17 protein-coding genes are annotated in these 22,368 nt (G+C 59.3%); 9 read left to right on the top strand and 8 right to left on the bottom strand.

Features of this window, described 5'->3' with window-relative positions; genetic code table 11:
* Positions 1 to 22: 22 nt before the first annotated feature.
* On the bottom strand, positions 23 to 1,015 hold the full coding sequence (locus ACGS9J_RS23565) for a bile acid:sodium symporter family protein (protein WP_442233087.1): 993 nt from the start codon (positions 1,013 to 1,015) through the stop codon (positions 23 to 25).
* A 96-nt stretch (positions 1,016 to 1,111) separates the two neighbouring features.
* On the opposite strand from ACGS9J_RS23565, the gene ACGS9J_RS23570 reads away from it, so the two are divergent.
* Positions 1,112 to 2,032, top strand: a complete 921-nt coding sequence (locus tag ACGS9J_RS23570) for a LysR family transcriptional regulator (protein WP_442233088.1) — start codon at positions 1,112 to 1,114, stop codon at positions 2,030 to 2,032.
* Between the two features lies 1 nt (position 2,033).
* Here the strand turns inward: ACGS9J_RS23570 and ACGS9J_RS23575 are convergent, their stop codons facing one another.
* Together ACGS9J_RS23575 and ACGS9J_RS23580 are read right to left on the bottom strand one after the other, a co-directional pair.
* Positions 2,034 to 2,507, bottom strand: coding sequence for a FlxA-like family protein (locus ACGS9J_RS23575; RefSeq protein ID WP_442233089.1), 474 nt, complete (start codon positions 2,505 to 2,507; stop codon positions 2,034 to 2,036).
* 59 nt (positions 2,508 to 2,566) lie between these two features.
* Complete coding sequence (locus tag ACGS9J_RS23580; protein WP_442233090.1) at positions 2,567 to 3,115, bottom strand: nucleotidyltransferase family protein; 549 nt, start codon at positions 3,113 to 3,115, stop codon at positions 2,567 to 2,569.
* Between the two features lie 212 nt (positions 3,116 to 3,327).
* Between ACGS9J_RS23580 and ACGS9J_RS23585 the strand changes: the two genes are divergently transcribed.
* Both ACGS9J_RS23585 and eutC read left to right on the top strand, forming a co-directional pair.
* Positions 3,328 to 4,713: an ethanolamine ammonia-lyase subunit EutB gene (locus ACGS9J_RS23585; protein WP_442233091.1), complete on the top strand. Its 1,386-nt coding sequence runs from the start codon at positions 3,328 to 3,330 to the stop codon at positions 4,711 to 4,713.
* A complete protein-coding gene (gene eutC, locus ACGS9J_RS23590; RefSeq protein WP_442233092.1) occupies positions 4,710 to 5,501 on the top strand; it encodes an ethanolamine ammonia-lyase subunit EutC in 792 nt (263 codons plus the stop codon). Before ACGS9J_RS23585 ends, eutC begins: the two co-directional genes overlap by 4 nt.
* On the opposite strand, the gene ACGS9J_RS23595 is transcribed toward eutC, so the two are convergent.
* Positions 5,480 to 6,439, bottom strand: a complete 960-nt coding sequence (locus ACGS9J_RS23595; protein ID WP_442233093.1) for a LysR family transcriptional regulator — start codon at positions 6,437 to 6,439, stop codon at positions 5,480 to 5,482. The two genes, eutC and ACGS9J_RS23595, sit on opposite strands and share 22 nt — an antisense overlap.
* A gap of 380 nt (positions 6,440 to 6,819) precedes the next feature.
* Between ACGS9J_RS23595 and budA the strand changes: the two genes are divergently transcribed.
* The 3 genes from budA (at position 6,820) to ACGS9J_RS23610 (ending at position 11,058) form a co-directional block, all read left to right on the top strand.
* Positions 6,820 to 7,599, top strand: a complete 780-nt coding sequence (gene budA, locus ACGS9J_RS23600) for an acetolactate decarboxylase (RefSeq protein WP_442233094.1) — start codon at positions 6,820 to 6,822, stop codon at positions 7,597 to 7,599.
* A gap of 39 nt (positions 7,600 to 7,638) precedes the next feature.
* Entirely contained in the window at positions 7,639 to 9,324 is a 1,686-nt protein-coding gene (gene alsS / locus ACGS9J_RS23605; protein ID WP_442233095.1) for an acetolactate synthase AlsS, read from the top strand.
* A 138-nt stretch (positions 9,325 to 9,462) separates the two neighbouring features.
* On the top strand, positions 9,463 to 11,058 hold the full coding sequence (locus ACGS9J_RS23610) for an ABC transporter substrate-binding protein (protein ID WP_442233096.1): 1,596 nt from the start codon (positions 9,463 to 9,465) through the stop codon (positions 11,056 to 11,058).
* 85 nt (positions 11,059 to 11,143) lie between these two features.
* Here ACGS9J_RS23610 and ACGS9J_RS23615 read toward each other — a convergent pair whose 3' ends face one another.
* Positions 11,144 to 13,423 (bottom strand): TonB-dependent siderophore receptor, encoded by a 2,280-nt coding sequence (locus ACGS9J_RS23615; RefSeq protein WP_442233097.1) that lies wholly within the window; start codon positions 13,421 to 13,423, stop codon positions 11,144 to 11,146.
* 320 nt (positions 13,424 to 13,743) lie between these two features.
* Here ACGS9J_RS23615 and fes point away from each other — a divergent pair, with 320 nt between their 5' ends.
* Genes fes through ACGS9J_RS23630 form a run of 3 tightly spaced genes read left to right on the top strand, consistent with a single transcriptional unit; the run spans position 13,744 to position 19,272 of the window.
* Entirely contained in the window at positions 13,744 to 15,114 is a 1,371-nt protein-coding gene (gene fes / locus ACGS9J_RS23620) for an enterochelin esterase (RefSeq protein WP_442233098.1), read from the top strand.
* On the top strand, positions 15,089 to 15,295 hold the full coding sequence (locus tag ACGS9J_RS23625) for an MbtH family protein (RefSeq protein WP_128864642.1): 207 nt from the start codon (positions 15,089 to 15,091) through the stop codon (positions 15,293 to 15,295). Before fes ends, ACGS9J_RS23625 begins: the two co-directional genes overlap by 26 nt.
* A gap of 32 nt (positions 15,296 to 15,327) precedes the next feature.
* Entirely contained in the window at positions 15,328 to 19,272 is a 3,945-nt protein-coding gene (locus ACGS9J_RS23630; protein WP_442233099.1) for an enterobactin synthase subunit F, read from the top strand.
* A 76-nt stretch (positions 19,273 to 19,348) separates the two neighbouring features.
* Here the strand turns inward: ACGS9J_RS23630 and ACGS9J_RS23635 are convergent, their stop codons facing one another.
* The 3 genes from ACGS9J_RS23635 to fepD are packed head-to-tail and all read right to left on the bottom strand — an operon-like array spanning position 19,349 to position 22,244.
* Positions 19,349 to 20,149, bottom strand: a complete 801-nt coding sequence (locus tag ACGS9J_RS23635; protein ID WP_442233100.1) for an ATP-binding cassette domain-containing protein — start codon at positions 20,147 to 20,149, stop codon at positions 19,349 to 19,351.
* The gene (gene fepG / locus ACGS9J_RS23640; RefSeq protein WP_442233101.1) at positions 20,146 to 21,171 is read right to left on the bottom strand and encodes an iron-enterobactin ABC transporter permease; all 1,026 of its coding nucleotides are present in this window, start codon (positions 21,169 to 21,171) and stop codon (positions 20,146 to 20,148) included. The genes ACGS9J_RS23635 and fepG overlap by 4 nt, the downstream gene beginning before the upstream one ends.
* A complete protein-coding gene (gene fepD / locus ACGS9J_RS23645) occupies positions 21,171 to 22,244 on the bottom strand; it encodes a Fe(3+)-siderophore ABC transporter permease (protein WP_442233102.1) in 1,074 nt (357 codons plus the stop codon). Before fepD ends, fepG begins: the two co-directional genes overlap by 1 nt.
* Positions 22,245 to 22,368: the final 124 nt, after the last annotated feature.

Raw genomic sequence — 22,368 nt, forward strand, 5'->3', positions numbered from 1 at the left:
GGCGTCCGTCGCGCCCGTTTGATTATCCTCGCGCCGTTTCGGCTTTGGGTACCGCCGGTTTTTCCTGCTGTTTCTTCTGATAGCGCCGCGCCAGCACGGCGCAGGTCATCAGTTGTACCTGATGGAACACCATCAGCGGCAGCACCATAATCCCCACGGTGGCGGCCGGGAACAGGATATTGGCCATCGGGATACCGTTCGCCAGACTCTTCTTCGAACCGCAGAACACAATGGTGATCTCATCGGCTTTGCTAAAGCCCAGCCAGCGTGCCATGTAAGTGTTCACCACCAGCACAATGGTCAGCAGCACCAGGCTGGCGACGATGATAAATACCAGCGAGCCCAACCCCACCTGATGCCAGATGCCGTGCGTGACGGCTTCGCTGAAGGCCGCGTAAACCACCAACAGAATCGAGGTCTGGTCGGTTTTGCCAATCAGCTTGCGGTTGCGCTCAATCCATTTGCCGATCAGCGGGCGTGACAGGTGCCCGACGACAAAGGGCACCAGCAGTTGCAGCACGATGGTGCCCACCTGTTGCAGGCTGCCGGTTTCGCCGTGAACGTTCATCAGCAGTCCTACCAGCAGCGGCGAAACGAAAATCCCCAGCAGGCTCGAGGCCGAAGCGCTGCATACCGCCGCGGCGACGTTGCCGCCCGCCAGTGAGGTAAAGGCGATGGCCGATTGCACGGTAGCGGGCAAAATACACAGATAAATAAAGCCGGAATACAGCTCGGGGCTGACGTTGACCGGCGACCACCATTTAAACAGCACGCCGAGCGTCGGGAAAATAATGAAGGTGCTGAACATCACCCACAGGTGCAGCCGCCAGTTGTTGCTGCCGGCCAGAATGGCTTCGCGCGACAGCTTGGCGCCGTGCATAAAGAACAGCAAGGCGATGGCGGCGATGGTCAGCGCGTTCAGCCAGCCGACGAACTCGCCGCGTGCCGGCAGGAACGAAGCCAGCAGCACGGTGGCGATCAGCGTCAGGGTAAAGCGATCGGGCAAAAATCTCATGGCGGCGTACTCGGATAAAAAATCAATGCGCCCATTGTTGCGCGGCGGGATATAATAATTAAATTGATTTATTTAATTCATTTATGAATAAAAAACATGAATTACTCGATTAAGCAGCTCAAGGTTTTTGTCGCCATTGCCCGCCACCGCAGTTTCAGCCGCGCCGGCGAGGCCATTGGTCTGACGCAATCGGCGGTCAGCCACAGCGTGAAAGAGCTGGAAGCGGAGGTCGGCGTTCGCCTGCTCGATCGCACTACCCGCGAAGTGGTGCTGACCGACGCCGGGCAGCGCCTGGCCAACCGTGTCGAACGTTTGCTGGATGAGTTGCAGTCATCATTGTTGGATGCGCGCAGCTTTGGCGTACAGCGGAGCGGCACGGTGCGGGTGGCGTCGAGCCAAACCATCTCCGCGCACCTGATGCCGCAATGCATCGCCGCAGGGGAAAAACAGTACCCGGATATTCGCATCATGCTGCGCGACCAGGCACAGCAGCAGGTACTGCACAGTATTCGCAACGCCGAGGTGGATTTTGGCATCGTGGTGGATCCGGTGCAGGCGGTGGATCTGGACTGCGAACCCATTTTGCACGAACCTTTCCTGCTGCTGTGCCGTAACGATCACCCCTTCGCCGGGCTGGCCGAGGTGCACTGGTCGGCGCTGAACGACAGCCGTTTGGTCTTGCAGGATTATGCTTCCGGCAGCCGGCCGCTGATTGACAGCGCACTGCGCCAACAAGGGGTGGCAGCGAAGGTGGTTCAGGAGATTGGCCACCCGGCGACGCTGTTCCCGATGGTGGCGGCGGGGATCGGCATCAGCATTTTTCCGGCGCTGGCATTACCCTTGCCGGAAGGTGGCCAATTGAAGGTGCGTCGGTTGGTGCCGGAAATAAACCGCGCGCTGATGCTGGTACGACGCAAAAATCGCTCGCTGACACCGGCGGCGGAGGTCATCTGGCAAGTGGTGGGGCAGCAGGCGGCGCTGTTGCAGCAGCAGCGCCGAGAGCAAGCGGACTACTGAGTCAGATATACACATCCACGGCATTGGCCGCCGTCGGGCGGTTAATACCGTCACCCTTGGCGGGAGCGATGCTCTCGCTGGCTTTGGCCATTTGCGCGGCCTGCTGTTTTTCCATTTCTTCTTTTTGAATACGCGCGATCTCGGCCTGCAGCATTTTGATCTGCGCCTGAATCAGCTGTTTCTGCTTTTCTATCTCTTTGGGATCGCCATCCGAGTCCTTCAGATCCACCAGCTTTTGTTGCAGCACCTGAATTTGTTTATTCAGCGCCTTGATACGCGCCGAGGATCCGCTGTCGGAAATTTTCACCTGATTGCCGTCGGCTTCCTGAGTTTCTTTCGGCTTGCCGCCCTCGGGCTGCGGGTTGAGCGGTTTGGCCATCAACACCTGGCCTTCATTGCCGGGGGCGCTGAAAACATGGCTGACGCCGGGTACGGTGTTTTTCACCGGAACAATCATGCTAATGCTGGTCGACATAATTCTCTCCCTGAGACTGGATGTAGCTGCTCAGGGTATCGGCAGTCTGGGGCAAAACTTTACCCGCGGATTTGCCGCAGGTGCGGCCAGCGTTGTAACCAGCCTTTGCCGACAACCCGCTGTTCATAGGCATCGAGGTCGCCGTTTTTGGCATTGAAGGTAATAGTGTCGGCAAACAGCCCCTCGAGACCGAACGGCGCGACCAGCGTAATGCTGTCATCTGCATTCAGGCGTGCGCCCACGGCCGTTTCCACCTCGGTCCAATAGCTGATGGCGTCTTCGCTATTGCGATAAGGGGCTCGACCGCTACGCAAATGCATACGCGCCTGGTTTTTCACCGACCAGGGCTGTGGCAGCCACTCTTGCAGTCGCGTTTCCAGCATGTGGTCACGTTCAGCTTCCGGGCGCTGTGGGTCGAAATGGATCACGTCGATGTCGTTGAGCGGCGTAGACGTAGCGTAACCGTGGCGCTGATCCCACACCAGATTGCGCACAAAACCGGCCCCCAGGCACCAGTCATTCAGCCCGAGCCGCCGTGCGGTGCGCAATGCCATCATTCTTTCACTATCTTGCTGTAACCATTGGATAATTTTCTGCTGCCGGGTCATTACCTCTCCTTTGTTGCGGCTACTGTAACCTGAAGCGCCCAGCGGCGAAATGCCGTGCATGATTTTAGTGCAGCTTACCCAACGGCAGATTGCCCGACAGAACAGATTAACGGGCTGATTTTTGGCAGAAAATAATTTCACGCGCCGACTGACTACACTTGGTACAGGGTTTGCTACTTCCACTGACCACTCAGGGCAGCACAGGGGACGCTATGTATCAGGCCACGCTTAGTCGGCGCAGCTACCGTTTCAGCGATTTACGCCAGTTGATGGCAAAGGCGTCACCGGCGCGTTCCGGCGATTATCTGGCGGAAGTGGCGGCAGACAGCGCAGAGGAACGCATGGCGGCGCGTATCGCGTTGGCGGAAGTACCGCTGAAAACCTTTCTCCAGCAGCTGTTGGTACCCTATGAACAGGATGAGGTCACGCGGCTGATTATCGACAGCCATGACGCCCTGGCTTTTGCCCCCATTTCGCACCTGACGGTAGGGGATTTTCGCGACTGGCTGCTGAGCGAGCAGGCGGACAGCGCGATGTTGGCGCGGGTGGCCGCCGGCATTACGCCGGAAATGGCGGCGGCAGTGAGCAAATTGATGCGTAACCAGGATCTGATCCTGGTGGCGAAAAAGTGCCGGGTCGTTACCCGCTTTCGCAATACCCTCGGTCTGCCGGGCCGTCTCAGCGTGCGGTTGCAGCCGAACCACCCGACCGACAGCCTGCAGGGCATTGCCGCCAGCATGCTCGACGGTTTGCTGTATGGCAGCGGCGATGCGGTGGTCGGTATCAATCCGGCCAGTGACAGCCTGCCGCTGCTGGAAAAGCTTAACTACATGCTGGACGACGTGATCCAGCGTTTCGCCATTCCTACCCAATCCTGCGTGTTGACGCACGTGACCAATACGCTGCGGTTGATGGAACGCGGCGCGCCGGTAGATTTGGTGTTCCAGTCGATCGCGGGGACCGAAGCGGCCAACCGAGGTTTCGGTATCAATCTGGCGCTGTTGGCGGAAGCGCAGCAGGCGGCACTGAGCCTCAATCGAGGCACCCTGGGCAATAACGTCATGTATTTCGAAACCGGGCAGGGCAGCTGTTTGTCGTCCAACGCACATCATGGCGTGGATCAGCAAACCTGCGAGGCACGGGCCTACGCGGTGGCGCGTCATTTCTCCCCCTTGCTGATCAACACCGTGGTCGGGTTTATCGGCCCGGAGTATTTGTACGATGGTAAACAGATAATCCGCGCCGGGTTGGAGGATCACTTCTGTGGCAAGTTGCTCGGACTGCCGCTGGGTTGCGACGTGTGTTACACCAATCACGCGGAGGCGGATCAGGACGACATGGACACGCTGCTGACGCTGTTGGCCACCGCCGGGCTGACTTTCCTGATTGGCGTGCCGGGCGCGGACGACATCATGCTCAATTATCAAAGCACCTCATTCCACGACGCATTGTATATCCGCGAACTGCTGGGGCTGAAACACGCGCCGGAGTTCGCCGACTGGCTGATAAAAATGCACATTACCGACGAACGGGGCCAGTTGCGCGACACGGCGGCCAACCATCCCCTGTTATTGGCGCTGCAAGGAGAGGGGAGATGAGCAAACCGGTCCACGTTAACCGTTGGGACGCATTGCGTGCCTTTACCGATGCCCGTATTGCGCTGGGGCGCACCGGCTCCAGCCTGCCTACCGAGGAGCTGCTTAAATTCGGTTTGGCGCATGCGCAGGCGCGTGATGCGGTTCATCAGCCGTTCGACAGCGAGACGTTGGGCGAGGCATTGCAGGAACAGGGGTGGCACACCCTGACGGTACACAGCCAGGCCACCGATCGCACCGCCTACCTCAGTCGGCCGGATCTCGGACGCCGGTTGGCTCCGGACAGCCGCAGCCTGCTGCTGGGCCTGCCGGAGAAACCGGCCGATTTACTGCTGGTGGTGGCGGACGGTTTGTCCTCCAAGGCGGTGCATCGCCAGGCGTTGCCGTTGTTGCAGGCATTGCGGCCGTATCTCGAAGTGCTGGGGCTGGCGGTGGCCCCGGTGGTGTTGGCGCATCAGTCGCGGGTCGCGCTGGGGGATGACATTGGCGAGTGTTTGCGGGCCAGAGCGGTGGCGATATTGATCGGCGAGCGGCCGGGCCTGTCGTCACCGGACAGCCTCGGCATCTACCTGACCTGGGGGCCGAACACCCAGCGGCGTGAGTCGGAGCGCAACTGCATCTCCAACGTGCGCCCGGAAGGGCTGGATTATCCGCAGGCGGCGTTCAAACTGGCGTGGCTGCTGGAGCAGGCTTTCCAGCGGCGGCTGACCGGGGTGGAACTGAAAGATGAAAGCGACAATCCGGCGCTGTATGGTCGAATCTCCCCGCTTTATTCCCAGCTCGGCGGCTGACCGATGCTTTGTTTAAGCAGAGTAATAAACAGATTCAGCCGCGCGGAGACCTTCGCCACCGGTCGCAGCAGGTAAATGCCCTGTTGCTCCTGGCGCGGATCTTCCAGCACCTGCAATAAGCGACCGGCCTGAATATCCGGCCCGACCACCCAGTTGGGTAAAAAGGTGAGCCCCAACCCCAGCAGCGCCGCCTGGCGTTGAGCGGTAAAGTCGTCACAGCGCAGCACCATGCTGCAGCGGCTCATCAGAGGGACGCTGAGAATTTGCGCCCAGCAGGCCGGTTGCTGCTTGTGGTAGCGGGCGATCAACCGGTGCTCCGGCAATGCGTTCAGGTCGGCCGGCTGCCCGTAGCGGGCAATATAATCGGGGCTGGCGCACATCACCCAGCGCTGGGTCGCTATGCGGCTGGCGTACAGTCCGCTGTCTTTCTGCTCGCCGATGCGAATGGCGGCGTCCAGCAGCTCCTGCGTCGGGTCGGTCTGGCGTTCGGTCAAATCCAGGTCGACAAACAATTGCGGATAGCCTTCAGCCAGCGTCGGCAACAGCGGCAGGATGTAGGTTTTGCCGAAGGTCGGCAGGCAACTGATACGCAGCGTACCTTGCGGTATATCGTTCAACGAAGCCAGTTCGGCGCGGATGTCAGTGATATCCGTCAGCAGCGCGGTTGCTCGCGCCTGCAGCCTTTCGCCCGCGTCGGTCAGCATCAGCCCCCGTGTGGAACGAATAAACAGCGTCGCGTCCAGCGCGTTTTCCAACGCATCAATGTGGCGTACCAGCGAAGAAGGCACCCTTCCCAGTTTGCGGGCGGCAGCGGAGAAGCTGCCCAGCAGGGCCACCTCGAGAAATATCGGCAGATGTTCAACATAGCGAGCGTCATTCATCTTTGCATTATATGCAAAAGCGTTTCTTATGAATACCAGGTTCTCCGTCTGCCGCATTGCGGCTACTCTTTTTTCGGGCTTACGGAAAGCGATGGCATGCCGTGAACCTCGCCGCACAGAGAGAAAATGCATAAAGCTCGCGGTTTTTAGAACGTTAAATACAGTATTTTCCTCAGGCTCGGTTGTGCGCCTGCGGTATTGATGATGACTTCAACACCAGATTAACCGTTCAAATTGATGCCCTGTTTACCAACAATGATTAGTGAAACTAAACCGTTGTTGACGTTGGGCGTCGCCGGCCTGCCGTGCCGGTTTTTTTGTCGCCGTTGGCTGAATCGTTCCACCTGAACGCGTTGCCGGCGACATCTTTGTTCACCTTCGGGTGAGCATTTTTGAACGCGCGGGGCATTTCACTCCGCGCTGGTGGAGGAGTTTTTATGAACGAAGACCACGGGTGTTCCTGCGCGCAGCATTTGGCGCAAGGGTTTGCCAGGCAGTCACTGAGCGTCGGGGAGGGCGAGATCTATCAAATCTCGCTGATGAGTGCATTAATCAGCGGCGTTTACGAAGGGGAAGTCACCATTGCCGAATTGCTCAAGCACGGCAACTTCGGCCTGGGCACTTTCAATCACCTCGACGGCGAACTGATCGCCTTCGACCAGGAAATTCACCAGTTGCGCGCCGACGGCAGCGCCCGACCGGCCAGTTTGCAGCAGAAAACCCCGTTTGCCGTTGTCACCTTTTTCCAACCAAGCGTTACCCAACACTTCGATCGCCCGATCACCAAGGCGCAGTTGCACCAGTGCATCGATGAGCAGGTCGCCTCGCCGAATCTGTTCTGCGCCCTGCGCGTCGACGGCGAGTTCAGTCATGTGGAAACCCGCACCGTGCCGCGTCAGGAACGGCCCTATCGCCCGATGCTGGAGGCGATAGAAGAGCAGCCGACCTTTGCCTTCCATCGACGCCAGGGCACCCTGGTGGGGTTCCGTTCGCCCGATTATATGCAGGGCGTTGGCGTGGCCGGTTATCACGAGCACTTTGTCACCGACGACCGCAGCGGTGGCGGTCACGTGCTGGATTACCAACTTGATCATGGTCGCCTGCAATTTGGCGTGATCACCCGTCTCAATCTTCAGTTGCCGCATGATGCGGATTTTCTGCGCGCCGACCTCTGTCCCGAGGATTTGGACAGCGCGATTCGTTCTGCCGAGGGTTAATTCCGCGACAGTCTTGGGTGTATTTTCAGGAGGTATTCCGTGAACAAGGCAAAAACAGACCATAACTGGTCATGCGGCGCAGATTTGGTGGTGAAAAATCTGGAGGCGCAGGGCGTCAAACACGTATTCGGTATTCCGGGGGCCAAGATCGACCGGGTATTTGATTCGCTGGAAGACGCACCATCGATAGAAACGGTGGTGGTGCGTCATGAAGCCAACGCGGCGTTTATGGCGGCGGCGGTCGGGCGCTTGACCGGCAAGGCCGGGGTGGCGTTGGTGACCTCCGGGCCAGGCAGCTCCAACCTGATCACCGGGCTGGCGACCGCCACCTCGGAAGGGGATGCGGTGGTGGCGTTTGGCGGGGCGGTGAAGCGCGCCGACAACCTCAAGCAAACCCACCAGAGTATGGACACCGTCAGCATGTTCCGGCCGGTGACCAAGTATTGCGCCGAAGTGCATGCCGGTTCGGCGATTTCCGAAGTGATCGCCAACGCTTTTCGCCACGCCGAGTTTGGCCGCCCGGGGGCGTCTTTCATCAGCTTGCCGATGGACATCGTCAATGAGCCGGTCAGCGCGCCGGTGCTGGCAGGGTGTCGGTTGCCGCGCATGGGCGCTGCCGCCGCCGAGGATATTCGCGCTGCGGTAAAACTGATCCAACAGGCAAAATGCCCGGTGCTGCTGCTGGGCCTGCAGGCCAGCCGCCCGGAAAACAGCGAAGCCGTGCGCCATCTGCTGCATCGCACTCATATGCCGGTAGTGGGCACCTATCAGGCGGCGGGGGTGATCGACGTTAATCACTTTGCGCGCTTTGCCGGTCGCGTTGGGCTGTTCAACAACCAACCCGCCGACCAACTGTTACAGAAGGCCGATCTGGTGGTCAGCGTCGGTTATGGTCCGATCGAATACGATCCCTGCATGTGGAACAGTCAGGGCCGACTGCAACTGGTGCATATCGACGTGTTGCCGGCGGACATCGATACCTGTTATCGCCCGGACATCGAGCTGGTGGGCAACATCAGCGCGACTCTCGACATGATGACCGAAGCCTTCAACAGCGTGGTGAGCGTGCCGGCCGAAGTGGAGTCGATCCTCAGCGATCTCGGGCGTCAGCGTAACGAACTGGCGGAACGTGCCGCTCGGCGCGGGGGGATGCCGATCCATCCGCTGCGTATCGTCAAAGAGCTGCAGGATATTGTCAGCGACGACGTGACGCTGTGCGTGGACATGGGCAGTTTCCACATCTGGATTGCGCGTTACCTTTACAGCTTCCGGGCGCGCCAACTGTTGATTTCCAACGGCCAGCAAACCATGGGGGTGGCGCTGCCGTGGGCCATCGGCGCGGCGCTGGTGCGGCCGGGCGACAAAGTGGTGTCGATTTCCGGCGACGGCGGTTTTATGCAGTCGAGCATGGAGCTGGAGACCGCCGTGCGGCTGAAAAATAACATCGTGCACGTGATTTGGGTGGATAACGCCTACAACATGGTGGAGATGCAGGAGATGAACAAATACCGCCGTAAATCCGGGGTGGAATTCGGGCCGATTGATTTTAAAGCCTACGCCGAGGCGTGCGGGGCGGTTGGGTTTGCCGTGCAGTCGGTGGATGACCTGCGGCCGATGCTGCGCCAAGCGATGGAAATTCAGGGGCCGGTGGTGGTGGCCATTCCGGTCGATTACGCCGACAACTACAAACTGATGGCGCAAATGAACTTCAGCCAGATGATTTAATTTCAACAGGCGTAAAAACCACGGGGAATGCCGTCTGCGGCGTTCCCTTTTTTCATGGCTAAAATTTGTCCTTTACATCCCTAACTGCATGATTTATTGGTATCCATCGAGTCTATTTTCTATACCGGGGATGGCAGGATGAAAACAAAAGCAATAACGATGACGCTGGGATTATTGGCTTTGACGGTGATGGGCGGCGCTCGCGCCAGTACGCTGGTTTATTGTTCCGAAAGCTCGCCGGAAGGGTTTAATCCGCAGCTGTTTACCTCTGGCCCGACGGTGGACGCCAGTTCGGCGACGATCTACAACCGGCTGGTGGACTTCAAAACCGGCACCGTTGAGCTGCAACCCAGCCTGGCGGAAAGCTGGCAGGTCAGCGAAGACGGCAAGAATTACACTTTTCATCTGCGCAAAGGGGTGAAATTCCAGAGCAACAAATACTTTACTCCCACCCGTGATTTCAACGCCGACGACGTCATCTTCTCCTTTATGCGGCAAAAAGACGCCAACAATCCTTATCACAAGGTCTCCAACGGCGCTTACACCAATTTTGAGTCGATGGAGTTCGGCACGCTGATCAACCACATTGTCAAAGTGGACGACAACACCGTGCGCTTTGAGCTTTCGCGTGCCGAAGCGCCATTTGTGGCCGATCTTGGCATGTATTTCGCCACCATCCTCTCCGCCGAATATGCCGATGCGATGCTCAAGGCCGGCACCCCGCAACGGGTGGATAACGACCCGATCGGCACCGGTCCTTTCCAGTTGGTGCAATACCAGAAGGACGCGAAGATCCTCTACAAGGCGTTCGACCACTATTGGGAAGGCAAACCCAAGGTTGACCGCCTGGTGTTCTCCATCACCCCGGATGCGGCGGTGCGCTATGCCAAGCTGCAAAAGAACGAGTGTCAGGTTATGCCGTTCCCCAATCCGGCGGATCTGGCGCGTATGCGTCAGGACCCGAATATTCAGGTGATGGAGAAATCCGGCCTGAACATCGGTTTTTTAGCGTTCAATACCCAGAAAAAACCGCTGGATAACGTCAAGGTGCGGCAGGCGCTGGCGTTGGCAGTCAACAAACCGGCGATCCTCGAGGCGGTGTTCCACGGTGCGGGCCAGCCGGCGAAAAACCTGCTGCCGCCGACCCAGTGGGGCAGCAATGACAAGATTGAGGATTACCCGTATTCCCCGGAGAAAGCCAAAAAGTTACTGCAAGAGGCGGGGTTAGGGCAGGGCTTTGCGATAGATCTCTGGGCGATGCCGGTACAGCGGCCCTATAACCCGAACGCCAAGCGCATGGCGGAGATGATCCAGTCAGACTGGGCGAAGATTGGCGTGAAGGCCAAGATTGTCACCTTCGAGTGGGGTGAATACCTGCAGCGGATAAAAAATGGCGAGCATCAAACGGCCTTGATGGGCTGGACGACCGCCAACGGCGATCCGGATAACTTCTTCGGCCCGCTGTTTACCTGCGTTTCGGCCAACGGCGGTTCGAACTCGGCCAAGTGGTGTTATCCGCCGTTCGACAAGCTGATCCTGCAAGCCCGTGAAGAGAACGACCATGCCAAGCGGGTGGCAATGTATGAACAGGCGCAGGTGATGATGCATGACCAGATGCCGGCGCTGATGATTGCTCACTCGACCATTTTTGAGCCGGTGCGCAAAGAAGTGAAAGGCTACGAGATTGACCCCTTTGGCAAACACATCTTCAAACAGGTGTCGCTGGAGAAATAAAAAATAGAAAAGGGCTGCCTGGCAGCCCTTTTGGGTGTTAGGGGCGCAGCGTGTGAACTGCGCCCCATAGCATAGTGGCCTGGCATCAGAAATGCGTGTTGATGCTCATATAGTAAGTGCGGCCCGGTTCGTTATAGGTGGCTGCACCCGCACCGGCAATGTTAATGGCGCCGGTGGTTGGGTCGCCGACGTTCTGCGCGTTACCTTCGCGGAACTGGCGCTTGTCGAACAGGTTGTCGATACCGGCGGTAACGCTGACGTTCTTGGTTACATCATAGGTCGCGCTGGCGCCGACTACGGCATACGGGCTGACTTCCTTGGTTTCGGTACCGCTAACCGGCTTACCCTGGTAGTTATACTTCTTCGGTTTCTGACGGCCGTACCAGGTCAGGGTCGATTGCATCGACAGATCCTGGGTCGCCTGCCAGCTCAACGTCGAGTTGATGGTGAACTTAGGGATCACCGACAGATAATCACCGGTGCTCTTATTCTTGTTCTCAATCATATAGGTGGCGTTGTTGCTCCAGGAGACGGTCTCGCTGACCGGCACGTTCAACGTCCCTTCCAGACCTTGCACTACTGCCTTCGGCACGTTTTCCCACTGGTAAATCGCCGTACCGGTGCTGCTGGTGCCGATGCGGCTGTTACCCGCTTCGATTTTGTTGTGGTAGTCGTTGCGGAAATAGGTCACGCCGGCCAGCCAGCCTTCATTGTGGAATTCCAGCCCGACTTCTTTGTTGACGCTGGTTTCCGCCTTCAGATCGTCGTTACCCAACAGGTAGCAGCCATTAGTGACGTCGCTGGACGCACAACCCTGACCTTTGCTGTACAGCAAATAGTTCTGGTTGGTCTGGTACAGGTTAGGCGCTTTGTAGGCGCGGGCGATGCCCATTTTCAGGGTGAAGTTGTCACCCAGTTCCTGTGACAGATTCAGCGACGGGCTCCAGTTGTTGCCGGCCTCGGAGTGCAGATCGTAACGCAAGCCCGGCGTCAGCATGGTGCTGTCGGTCAGCTCCATGTTGTCTTCGGCAAACAGCGAGAAGATATGGGCGGAGGCGTACGGGCTACGGGTGCCGGTCCCTTGACCGGGCAGGGTGCCGCCCATCAGCGTTTGGCTGGTGGAAGAGCCGTCCTTCATCCGTTGTTGGTTCCATTCGGTACCCAGGGTGGCGGTTTGCGTCACGCCCAGCTCGAAGGGCACACTGACTTCGCTGTGTGCCAGGAAATCGTCCAGTTTGGTGGTGCCAAAGCCTTCGTTTTTGGCATCGAAAATGCCTTCGGTACCGCCGGCCAGACCTTCATTCAGACGGGTATTGCGCGTGCGCTCGAACTGAATGTAGTTGTTGGTGCTGACGCCGTTGTCCCAGGCACCACGGTGGTTGAGGCCGAAGGTCTCGCGGTAGATGCGGTTGGTCTCTTTACCGTAGTTGCTCTGTACCAGCGCATTGGTGTTGGTGTTCTGAGTATCACCGGCATACAGGTTGCCCTGGCGGCCATAGGAATATTCAAACTCCAGGGATTGCAGGTGCGCGAAATCCCAGTGCAGCAGGGCATCGATGTTTTTGTCGACCACCCCTTCACGGCCGGAAGGAATGCTGCTGGCATAGGCGCCTACACGCTCAGACTTATGCGATTCATTAATGTCCCAGGCGTCGGCCTGCGTTTTGCTGTAACCGCCGAACAGGCGAAAACTCAGTTGATCGGTCAGCGGACCGGACAGGCTGAAGTCGGTACGCTTGGTAGAACCTTCCTGCTTATGCTGCGGTACGTTGAAATAGGTGTTCAACGAGCCGTGCAGCTCTTTGGTGTTCTTCTTGGTGATGATGTTGACCACGCCGCCGGCAGCGCCGTTGCCGTAACGTGCCGCAGCCGGGCCGCGCAGCACTTCGATGCGTTCAATCATTTCCGGCGGCACCCAGGCGGTATCGCCACGGGTATCACGTTCACCGCGCCAGCCCTGACGCACCGAGTTGCGGCTGCTGGCCGGTTTGCCGTCGATCAGGATCAGGGTATTTTCCGGGCCCATGCCGCGGATATCGATCTGGCGGTTGTTGCCGCGCTGGCCGCTGGTGGAGTTACCGGTCAGGTCAACGCCGGGCATGGTGCGGATCAGCTCGCTGATATCGCGTGCCGGTGGGCGTTTTTTGATCTCGTCGGCGGTGATGGTGGAAACCCCCGGCGCCTGCAGGTTCTGCTTGGCCGCGGTGACGACAATGGTGTCCTCGGTGGCTTCTTTTTTGTTTTTGGCGACGTTGTCTGTTTCTGTGGTGGTATCAGTTTGCTGTGCGGCGTGTGCAAAAGCGGACGCGCCTAACCCTAACCCGATGAGTGTGGCTAAGGAATAACGTGATAGTTTGCTGTTCATCTGAGAGTTCCTACCTTGCTGCCTTTCTCGGGGCACCGAAGCAGTGGCTCTCCGGCGGTGAGAAGGGCGGTTGTAGTTTTTTGTTTTCGGAAAGATAAACCCAACCGGCCAACGTGCAGTGGCCACGACATTGGATTCAGCGCTAAAACCCGGTATCCGTCCCTGTTGAAGAATACCTGCCCTGTTTACGAGCCAATACACACTATTGCAAACGCAAATAATTATCAATAGTATTCGGTTTACCGTTTTCTTGGGCAGCACCTCGCGCCGCGAAATTACCGGCTTTCCTGAAGCTGCCAGCTAAATAGTGAATAGGCGTTTTGAAAACAAAATCCGAGTCAGAAAGCAGCAGATTATTATCGAGCAAGCACGCCGGGCGCCATGGATGGTGGCTGAATATCGCCAAACGCGGCACGCCGCTGGTTGAGCTGCAAGGGGATGGACGCGGGAAGGTCACGTTTTTATGGCGTGATCCTCAGGGATGTGAGCTTACCTCAGCCTATCAACGCGTTTGGATCCACATCAATTGTCTGACCGACCACCACCAGTCGTCGCCGCCGCAGAGCCTGCAACGGCTGGAAGGGACCGACGTCTGGTACTGGCAAACCGAGCTGAGTGCCGATTGGCGCGGCAGCTACTGCTTTATTCCCTGCATGGACGACCGTCCGCTGATCCAAAGTGATGAAGATACGCACCTCAATATGCATGTGATCCGCCATTGGTGGCATCAGGTGTTTGCCGGCGCGACCCAGGATCTGCTTAATCCTCATCGCTCCTGGTCGGCGGTCGGCGGCCACGTGCTGTCCGGCCTGCACATGCCGGAGGCGCTGCCGCAACCGGCCTGGCAGGATTTCGATCGCTATGCGGTCGCCAGCGGACGCTGCACCCCAGCGCCACCCGCCCGTTTACAGCGTCACCGTTGGCACAGCGAGCGGTTGGGTAATAGCCGTAACGTCTGGGTATACACCACCGGCGACAGCGATCCTTCCCAACGCCCGCTGGCGATAATGCTGGATGGCCAATTCTGGGCAAGCAACATGCCGGTCTGGGATCCGCTGATGCAGTTGACCCGCGAAGGCAAGCTGCCGGAGGCGGTTTATCTGCTGATCGACATTATCGATCTCAAGCACCGTTCCCAGGAGCTGGCCTGTAATGAAGATTTCTGGCTGGCAGTTCAAGAAGAACTGCTGCCGCAGGTCGCCGAACGGGCGCAGTACCAGCGCGATCCCGCCCGTACTCTGGTGTGCGGTCAAAGTTTTGGCGGCTTGTCATCGCTGTACGCCGGGCTGCACTGGCCGCAGTGTTTTGGTGGGGTGATCTGTCAGTCCAGCTCCTTCTGGTGGCCACGCCGCGATATGTATCAACAGCAGGAGATACCGGCCGATGCCGGTTGGCTGCTGCGCCAGGTTGAACAGGGCGTTGGCAACGGCCAACTGAAGGTGTTCATGGAAGCCGGCGTGCATGAAAAAGTGGCGCGCCGGGTCAATGATCGGATGGCGGATTTGCTGCGTGATGCCGGTCACCGGGTGCAATACCGGGTGGTGGCAGGCGGCCACGACCATTTGTGTTGGCGCGGTGGCCTGATGGATGGCCTGCAGGCGCTGTGGGCGGATCAACATCCTGCCCCCTCAGTCAATCTAACCTTCACTGCCCAAGGAGTCCGCGATGGAAACTCTGAACCCGTTCGATGACGAGCAACAAAGCTGCCTGATTGTGCAGAATGATGAATTGCAATACAGCCTGTGGCCGGACTTTAGCGCTGTGCCGGCGGGGTGGACGCCGGTGTTCGGCCCGGCGGCGCGGCCGCTGTGCATGATTTGGCTGGAACAGCATTGGCAGGATATGCGGCCCGCTTCGCTGCGTAAGGCGTGATGGCGCCAATACCGATAACAGGAGTCAGTACCTTGTCAGACAGCACTTTATTACCGACCGAATCGCCGCTCGTCACTGAACTGCCGTTGGTCGCCGCGCAACCCGGGATCTGGGTTGCCGATCAGATTTCACCGCATGCCAATGCTTATGCGGTTTCCCACTATATCGAGCTGAACGGCCCGCTGGATCAGGCATGCCTGTTGCGGGCGATTGAGCAGGGGCTGTCCGAAGTGGATACCCTGCAGTTCCGCTTTGCAGAGTGCGATGGGGTGCCGATGCAATGGCATGACCCGGCGCTGGCGATCCTGCCGGTTGAATACATTGATCTCAGCGAATCTCCCGATGCCGCTGCGGCGGCACGTGCCCTCATGCAGTTGGATATGTCCGGTGATTTACGTATCGGCAGCGGCAATGCGCTGTATCGCCATATGCTGATCCGTCTGTCGGATCAGCGCTGGTTCTGGTATCAACGTTATCACCACATTCTGGTGGATGGCTTCAGTTTCACCGCCATTGCCCGCAGAATTGCCCATATTTATACCCGGATGTTGCGTAATGAACGGCCGGATGCGACCCCCTTTAGCGCCTTCAGCGACGTGGTCGAGGAATATCAGCGTTATGCGCAGTCGCCCACCTGTCAGCGTGACGCCGCCTTCTGGTTGAGCAAGGCGCAGCAGTTGCCGACGCCGGCCACCCTTTGCCCGCAGCCGCTGGCGGGACAGACGCCGACCACCCGTATTCACCGGTTATCGCAACTGTGCGATCGGCAAGACTTTACGCAACTGGTGAATGCCGGTCAGCAGCAGTTTAGCGTCGCGGATATGGCACTGGCGCTGGTGGCGCTGTGGGTATCGCGTCTGAGCGGGCATGCCAGCTACAGCGCCGGCTTTATCTTTATGCGCCGTACCGGGTCGGCCGCGCTGTGCGCCAACGGGCCGGTGATTAACGTTTTGCCGATCGAAATGCACCTTGATCCTCAGGCGACGTTGAGCGAAGTCGCCGGCAATATCGGCCGTGAGTTGAAAACCGTTCGCCGCCATCAGCGCTACGAAGCGGAACAGGTGCAGCGTGATTTGGGACGGATTGGCGATGCCCAGCCGCTGTACGGCACCGTGTTCAACTTCAAAATGTTCGATTTCCAGCTGGATTTCGGCGGTATCGAAGGCATTACCCATGAGCTGGCCTCCGGGCCGGTGCGTGATCTGGAAATTGCGTTGTACCTTGATGAAGGCGGCACGCTGAAGGTCGATTTGCTGGCCAATGCCGAGCGTTATCAACGCGATGAACTGGCGGCACATCTGCAGCGCTTGCCGCTGCTGCTGCGTCAGTTTGCCGCACAGCCACAGATGCCGATCGGCGACGCCGATTTGCTCACCGAGCAAGACCGTCAACTGCTGGCCCGGGTTAACGACACCGCATACCCGGTGCAGGCGCAGACCCTCAGCGGCCTGCTGGCGGAGCAGGCGCAGAAAACCCCAGACGCCCCGGCGCTGGCCGATGCGCAATACCAATTCAATTACCGGGAGACTCGCGAACAGGTCAGCGCTCTGGCGCGTTTGCTGACGGAGCAGGGCGTGCAGCCAGGCGATATCGTCGCCGTCGCCTTGCCGCGTTCGGTCTTTTTGTCGCTGGCGTTAATGGCCATCGTCGAAGCCGGGGCGGCCTATTTGCCGTTGGACACCGGTTATCCTGACGAGCGCCTCGGCATGATGCTGGAAGACGCCGCGCCGCGCCTGATCATCACCGAACCTACCCAGCAGGCGCGATTCGCCGGCAAAGGGGAGATCCTGCTGTATGACACGCCGTTGTCGACTGACAGCGCCGCGAACGTCAGGCTGAGCGGGCCAACGCCGCATCACCCGGCCTACATTATCTTTACCTCCGGCTCGACCGGGCGGCCGAAAGGCGTGTTGGTGGGCCACCAGGCGATCGTCAACCGTTTGCTGTGGATGCAACATCAGTATCCAATGGCGGCGGGCGATGTGGTGTTGCAGAAAACTCCCTGCAGTTTTGACGTCTCGGTATGGGAGTTTTTCTGGCCGTTGATGGTCGGCGCTCAGTTGGTGATGGCGCCACCGGAAGCGCACCGCGATCCGGAACAGCTGCTGCAGTTGATTGACCGGCACCGCGTCACCACCATGCACTTTGTCCCTTCGATGCTGGCGGCCTTCGTCAGCGCGCTGGATAACCCGCAGGCGGTGGCGTGCTGTGCACCGTTACGGCAGGTATTTTGCAGCGGTGAAGCCTTGCCGGCAGAGCTGTGCCGCCTGTGGCAAAGCCGTACCGCAGTGCCGTTGCATAACCTGTACGGGCCGACCGAAGCGGCGGTGGACGTCAGCTGGCATCCGGCCTGGGGTGAGGCCTTGGCTGCGGTCACTGGCGCTAATGTGCCGATTGGTTTGCCGGTTTGGAACACAGGTTTGCGCATCCTCGATACGCGCCTGCGGCCAGTGCCGCCGGGTGTCGCCGGGGACTTGTACCTCACTGGCGTCCAATTGGCGCACGGCTATCTGGGACGACCGGAACTGACTGCCAGCCGCTTTGTGGCCGATCCTGACGGCGACGGCGGACGAATGTATCGTACGGGCGACGTCGCCCGCTGGTTGCCGGGGGGCGAGGTGGAATACCTCGGCCGCAGCGACGATCAGTTAAAAATTCGCGGGCAACGTATTGAGTTGAGTGAAATCGATCATGCGTTGCTGTCTCTGCCGGGCATCAAGCAGGCGGTGACCCACGCGCTGGTGCTGGAACATACGCCGACAGATCCCGGCGGCGGCGATGCCCGTCAGCTGGTGGGCTATCTGGTGGCGCAGCCTGGTGTTCGTCTCGATTTGGACGCGCTGCGTGCAGCGTTGGCCGATCGCCTGCCACCGCATATGGTGCCGGTGGCGCTGGTCGAGATGGATGCTCTGCCGCTGAGCGCCAACGGCAAGCTGGATCGTAAAGCACTGCCGCAACCGCAAACCGGCGCCAGAGCCGCAGGGCGCGAGCCGCAGGCGGGGCTGGAGACGGCGATCGCCGCGGTGTTCGCTCGTCTGCTGCAACGCGAAACTGTGTTTGCCGACGACGATTTCTTCGCCCTCGGCGGTCACTCGCTGTTGGCAATGCGTCTGGCGGCGGAGCTGCGGCGTGAGCTGGGCAAGGCGGTGTCGGTAGGGCAGGTGATGGTGGCCTCCCGCGTGGAACAGTTGGCGCAACTGTTGGCGGAAGAACGCACTCAGGAAGAAGCCGATCAAACCGGTTTCGACAGCGTCTTGCCGCTGCGCACCACCGAGGGCCCGACGCTGTTCTGCTTGCATCCGGCATCCGGTTTCTCCTGGCAGTTCAGCGTGCTGCCGCGTTACATCGATCAGCATTGGTCGCTGGTGGGGATACAGTCACCCCGGCCGGCCGGCCCGTTGGCACTCAGCGAAAATATGGACCAGGTATGCGACGCGCATCTGGAGACGGTGTTGCAGGTGCAGCCTTATGGCCCGTACCACTTTATCGGTTACTCGCTGGGTGGCACTCTGGCGCAGGGCATCGCAGCTCGCTTGCAGGCACGGGGCGAAGTAGTGGCTTTCCTTGGGTTGCTGGATACCTACCCGCCGGAAACGCAGAACTGGGACGTGATGCTGGATGACAACGTATTGAAAGAAGTTCAGCGCGAACGGCAGCAGTTCCTGGCGGTGTCTGAAGATGCGCTGGATCCGGCGTTGGGGGAAACCCGCGTGGCGATGTTCGATAATATCGAAGCCAACTATGCCGATTCGGTACGCCTGCTTTCAGCGACCCATACGGCGAACTTCAAAGGACAGGCCACGCTGTTTGTCGCACGCCAGACGTTGCAGGAAGGAATGGATGTGCAGCAGACCTGGTCGCAGTACGTGGACGCGTTACAGGTTCATGAACTGGACTGCGCGCACGTGGATATCGTTTCACCAACGTCGTTCAAGGTATTAGGACCGTTGTTGAACCGCATTCTGCGAGCGTTGTAATACCCAGTGACGTTAGGGGGCGAATACATTCGCCCCGGTTAATTCGGGCCCAGCATGCTGGGCCCCTACATCTCGATTACTTACCCAGCGGTACCACCAACGGCGTGTGCGAGACGGGATCGTCAATGATCATGCAGCGCAGGCCGTAGACCTTTTCGATCAGTTCCGGCGTCACAATCTCCTTGGGTGCACCCTCGGCCACCACCTTGCCGTCGCGCATGGCAATCAGATGCGTGGCGTAACGGCAGGCATGGTTGAGATCGTGCAGCACCACCACCAACGTATGGCCGTTTTCACGGTTTAACTGACGCATCAGTTCCAGCAGGTCGATCTGATGGCTGATATCCAGCCAGGTGGTCGGCTCATCCAGCAGCAGCAGCGGCGTTTGCTGCGCCAGCACCATGGCAATCCACACCCGTTGACGCTGTCCGCCGGAAAGCGTGTCGACCGGCTGTTCGGCCAGTTCAAACACGCCGGTGGAGCGCATCGCCTGCTCTACCGCTTGCTGGTCTTCTTCACGCCAGCGGCTGAACAGACGCTGATGCGGGTAGCGACCACGGGCCACCAAATCAAACACGGTAATGTCACCCGGCGCGGTCGAGCTTTGCGGCAGCAGCCCCAACTGGCGCGCCACCTCTTTGGTGGCATATTCACTGATGTGTTTGCCGTTGAGCCAGATAGCCCCGGCCTGCGGCTGCATCAAACGGCTGAGGGTGCGCAGCAAGGTGGATTTACCGCAGGCGTTGGGCCCGATAATCACCGTCAGTTCGCCGTGCGGGATAGAAACGGAAAGGTCGCTCGCGACGATTTTCTTGTCATAGCCGAGCGTCAGATTTTCGGCGCGTAACGGCGCGGGCTGCAAGGGTTCAGCATTCATTTTTTTCGTGACTCACGGATTAATAGCCAAATCAGATAAATGCCGCCCAGGCTGACGGTCAACACCCCGACCGGCAACTGATAAGGCATAAACAGGCGTTGTGCTGCGACATCGGCAAGCAGCAGCAACAGGGCGCCCGTCAGGGCTGTCAGCAACAGGACGCTGCGGTTGGCGCACAGGCGCCGTGCAATTTGGGGCGCCACCAGCGCAATAAAGGAGATCGGCCCGGCGACGGCGGTCGCGGCGGCGGTCAGGGTGACGCCAACCAATAACAGCATCACGCGCGAGCGCTCTACCGGTACGCCGAGTGCGCAGGCGGTATCATCGCCCATTTCCAGCAGCCGCATACGGCGGGCCAGCATCAGCAGCAACAGGCAGCACAGCGCAATCACCGCCAGCACCGGCAGGCTTTTCGCCCAGGTGACGCCGTTGAGCGAACCGGCGCTCCACAGCCCGGCGGTCATGGCGGACTCCAGCGAGGCGCTGATGATAAGCCAGGTATTGCCGGCTACCAGCAGGGCGCGCACGGCGATGCCGACGATAATCAAACGGAATGACTCGACGCCGTTGCGCCATGCCAGCAGATAAATCAGCGCGGCGGTCAGCAAGCCGCCGGCCAGTGCCCCGGAGGTGATGCCGAGAACGCCGCCGTTAAACAGCACTATCGCCACCAGCACGCCACTGTAGGCACCGGTATTAAAGCCAATGACGTCCGGGCTGCCGAGCGGGTTGCGCAGCAGCGATTGGAAAATGGCACCGCTGATGCCCAGCGCCGCGCCCAACAGCAGCGCCATTATTACGCGCGGCAAGCGCCACTGGGTAACAATCACCGCCAGGTTGGCCGGGCCTTCACCGCGTAGGGCGTCGATCACCTGCCAGGCACTGAGCGACAGAGCGCCGGAACCCAGGGCATAAATCGCCAGCGCTGCGGCGGCGAGCAATAACAGCAGTGCGGTCAGCGCCGGACGCGGCAGGGCACGCATTTTGTGGTTGGCCATCAGGCGGGTTGCGGACGTCGACATTAGCGCTGCCTCCGGAACATATGGCGCTGGCGCACCAGCATGATCAGCAGCGGTGCGCCAATCAGGGCGGTGACGATGGAAACACGCAGTTCCCCGGCGACCAGGAAGCGGCCGATCAGATCGGCGCTCAGCAGCAGGATCGGGGTCAACACCAAGGTCCACGGCAGCATCCAGTGCAGTTCGGAACCGGCCAGCCGCCGGGCAATGTGCGGCATCATCAGCCCGACAAAGGCAATGGGGCCGACGGCGGCGGTGGCACCGCCGCACAGCAGGGTGATCGCCAGCAGGCCCAGCAACTGGGTGCGAACGATACCGGTACCCAGCGCGGTGGCCAATTCATTGCCCATGCTCAGGCTGTTCAGCGATTTGCTCATCCACAGTGTGATCAGGGTGCCCAGCAGGATCGGCAAAGCGACGGTACGCACCACCTGCATATTTTGAATATCCAGCGAACCGGCCTGCCAGAAACGCAGTTGATCAAAAACCAATGGGTTCAACAGGGAAATGCCGGAGGTCATGCCTTCCAGCACCGCCGCCAGTGCGACACCGGCCAGTGTCAGGCGAACCGGGTTCAGGCTGCTGCCGCCCAGAGCGCCGATCAGCGCGACCAGCAGAGCGGCCAGCATAGCGCCGGCGAAAGCGAACCACAGATATTCGCCCACGTGAGCGGCGCCAAAGAAGGTGATGCCCAGCACCACGGCAAAACCTGCCCCGGCGTTAACCCCGAGAATGCCGGGATCGGCCAGTGGGTTGCGGGTGAGGGTTTGCATCAATACGCCGGACAAGCCCAGGGCGATGCCGGCCAATACGCCGACCAGGGTGCGCGGCAGTCTGGCGTGGGTAATGATGGTGCAGTCCGCGCTGCCACACTGGCCGTTAAGCGCCTGGATAACCGTGTCGAAGGGGATAGATTTGGCGCCGAGCGACAGGCTGAGCAGCATGACGATCAACAGTGCGCAAACGGCAATCAGCAGGCCAAACAGTTTGCGACGAAATGAGCGGGTAGGGCCGCCAATAAGACGTTCCCTCGGGGTAGAAACGGGTGGTGTGCAATGGCGTGAAGTCCGTAACATAACAATCCATTATTTAATTGAATATAAATGAGTTTTATTATCATTATTGATTGCTTTCATCTATGGTACCATGAGTCCCTTCGCTATTGCAGCACCGATGCTGTCCCTTTTCTTTAGTTGTGGT

Source organism: Serratia quinivorans, from assembly GCF_052113645.1.
Lineage (GTDB): Bacteria > Pseudomonadota > Gammaproteobacteria > Enterobacterales > Enterobacteriaceae > Serratia > Serratia quinivorans_B.